This window comes from Streptomyces sp. NPDC002690 (assembly GCF_053592415.1).
Genome location: NZ_JBSFVR010000599.1, coordinates 1 through 2792 on the forward strand (window position 1 = coordinate 1; position 2792 = coordinate 2792).

A 2792-nucleotide genomic window follows, 5' to 3' on the forward strand; every position below is an offset into this window, starting at 1 on the left:
CGATCCTCTCCGACGAGGACCCGCTGAGGGTGCTCGACGAAGGCGGCGTACCGACGCTCGCCGAACTCGTCCTGCACAACGGGACGATCTACCGGCGCTCCAGCTCGGACCGGTGCGCGGCGGTGTCCTCCAGCGCGTGTTCCGCGGCTTCCAGGGCGGCGGTCAGCTCCGCCTCCTGTTCGCGGATCCGGGCGGCCTCGCGTTCCATCTCCTCGGGGTCCCGGCCGCGTCGCTCCTCCTCGGGTACGGCGGCGGCGCTCTTCACCCGGGCGTCGGCGAGCGAGATCGTGCCCCTGACCCGTTCGGCCAGTTGCGACAGTTCGTGCCAGCTCTGCTGGGCCCGCTGGAGGCGCGGGGCGAGACGACGGACTTCACCCTCCAGCTCTGCCTCCCGGCCCAGGGCCTCCTTCAACCGCGCCTCGGCGGACTCCTTGCGGCGTTTCGCCTCGGCCTCGTCGGCGATCTCCTCGCGCAGCGCGTCCCGCAGGGTCACCAGGTCGTCGGCGAGCAGCCGCAACCGGGCGTCGCGCAGATCCGCCTGGATCACCGCGGCCCGCCGGGCGACCGCCGCCTGCCTGCCGAGGGGCTTGAGCTGACGGCGGAGTTCCTCGGTGAGGTCCTGGACGCGAGCCAGGTTGGCACCCATCGCGTCGAGTTTCCGCAGCGCCTTCTCCTTGCGCCTGCGGTGCTTGAGGACACCGGCGGCCTCTTCGATGAACGCCCGGCGGCCCATCGGATCGGCATGCAGGACGGAGTCCAACTGCCCCTGGCCGACGATGACATGCATCTCGCGGCCGATGCCGGAGTCGGAGAGGAGTTCCTGGATGTCGAGCAGCCGGCAGGTGTCGCCGTTGATCTGGTACTCGCTGCCGCCGTTGCGGAACATGATCCGAGTGATCGTCACCTCGGCGTACTCGATGGGCAGCGCGCCGTCCGCGTTGTCGATGGTCAGCGAGACTTCGGCGCGGCCGAGCGGCGGGCGCCCGGTCGTCCCGGCGAAGATGACGTCCTCCATCTTGCCGCCGCGCAGGGACTTGGCCCCCTGTTCCCCCATGACCCAGGAAAGGGCGTCCACCACATTGGACTTGCCCGACCCGTTGGGTCCGACGACGCAGGTGATCCCCGGTTCGAAGCGCAGCGTGGTGGCGGAGGCGAACGACTTGAAACCGCGCAGGGTCAGGGCCTTGAGATGCACGCCGCCGGACTCTACCTTTCGCACACGGTTTCACCGCTGAGGGTGCAGGGCACATCTGACGTTAACCGCGCCGCTGATCTCCCTGGGGAAAGGGATGCGGGACGGAACCCGGGACAGGGGGCGGACCTGGTAGCCGGGTTGACGCGAGGGGGAAAGAAAGAAGGGACGCCGAAGCGTCCCTGGTGGAGCGTGGAGCACCCGTGTGCGCGGTCCCGTGATCAGGTTCCGCGGGTCGTCCCGCACGGCGGATCAGTGGCCGTTCGACCGTGATCGCGGGCGATCACGGCGTCCGGTACCGCGGATCCGCGGTGAAGACGATCCAGAAATGCTCCCGGGCCGCCGAAGATGCCGGCGGGCCCGGCCGGCCCCTTACGGGCGACCGGTCAGGTCAGAGCGGGCTCTGCCTGGGGTACATCGATGTCGATGCCGTCGAGCAGCGACTGGTGCTGGGCGGCGGCGTTGAGCGCGTCGTTCTCGTCCTGAATCCGTACGAGCTCGGATTCCAGGTCCTGGACGCGCTTCTGGAGCCGTCGCATCTCGGCGAGGAGTCGCGGGTCGGAACCGCCGACGTAACCGAGAAGCGCCTTTGCCATGATGGATGGTCCTCCACACTGAGTGACCGACCGAAGCGGTGTGGGTCGTGAGGGAATCGCACCCGCGATGCCCGGCAGTGCTCTTGTCATCACTGCGGTTGCTGCGGAAACAGCCCTGTCGAACAGCTGAGGTGCGCGGGGATTTCAGAGTCTCACCAAAAAGTTTGACGGTCAACACGATCACACCCCGTGGGCGCCACCATCCCCGGGGCGGCCCGCCCGACGATCACCCGGACCATCACCGTCGGACGGCTGCCCGACCTCGGCGATCTTGGTCAACCGGGTAGCTTCGCATGCCCCACGCCCCTTGGCAACACCGGGGCGCGCCGGGACTTCACCGCAGGTCACTCCGGGTGCCGTCGGCCGGCGCGCACCACGGTGGTGCGTCGCGAGCGCCGCACGGAGGACCTTGCGCCCCGGCGTGCGGTGCGTCGGTCACCGGATGGCGAACCCGTCGTAGCCGCCGCGCGGGGTGTCCCAGATCTCAGTCACTCCGTCCACGCGTCCGGGCGTGTCGTCGGAGCGCAGCCACTCCAGCAGACGGTGGCAATTCTCACGTGCTCCCTCGGCGACGACCTGCACCCTGCCGTCGTCCAGATTGAGGGCGAAGCCGGCCAGTCCTCCGATCTCCAGAGCGTTTGCCCTGGTGAACCAGCGGAACCCTACTTGCTGTACTCGGCCGCGTACCCACACCACGAGTCGTGCGTCTTCACTCATACGGGAACGCTAACCGGACCGGGCCGCCCGAAGCCCCTCGCGGCCGTCCGTTCATGGCGTACAGTCCGGTCGCAAACAGCTCACCCGATCGGGTGAGAACCACGGACACGGTGACGTCCCCGGGGATCACCGGGGCCGCCGAACGGCACGAGGAAGGCACAGCGCATGGGACGCCACCGACGATCCGCCGCTGACGAACCCGCCCCGGTGTCTTCCGGAGGACGGCACGGCGGCGCCCGCCGGACGAAGCGGCGGGTGCCCCTGCCGGTGCGCGCCGGGCTGCTGGG

Annotated in this window: 2 protein-coding genes and 1 pseudogene; all 3 read right to left on the minus strand. The window is 69.4% G+C overall.

The features are described from left to right. Positions 1-94: 94 nt before the first annotated feature. A pseudogene (locus ACWD3D_RS35675) lies at positions 95-1195 on the minus strand (chromosome segregation SMC family protein); the annotation flags it as partial. Between the two features lie 383 nt (positions 1196-1578). Next, positions 1579-1788: a hypothetical protein gene (locus ACWD3D_RS35680; RefSeq protein ID WP_266709608.1), complete on the minus strand. Its 210-nt coding sequence runs from the start codon at positions 1786-1788 to the stop codon at positions 1579-1581. Between the two features lie 435 nt (positions 1789-2223). Next, entirely contained in the window at positions 2224-2505 is a 282-nt protein-coding gene (locus tag ACWD3D_RS35685) for an acylphosphatase (protein ID WP_328719183.1), read from the minus strand. Positions 2506-2792: the final 287 nt, after the last annotated feature.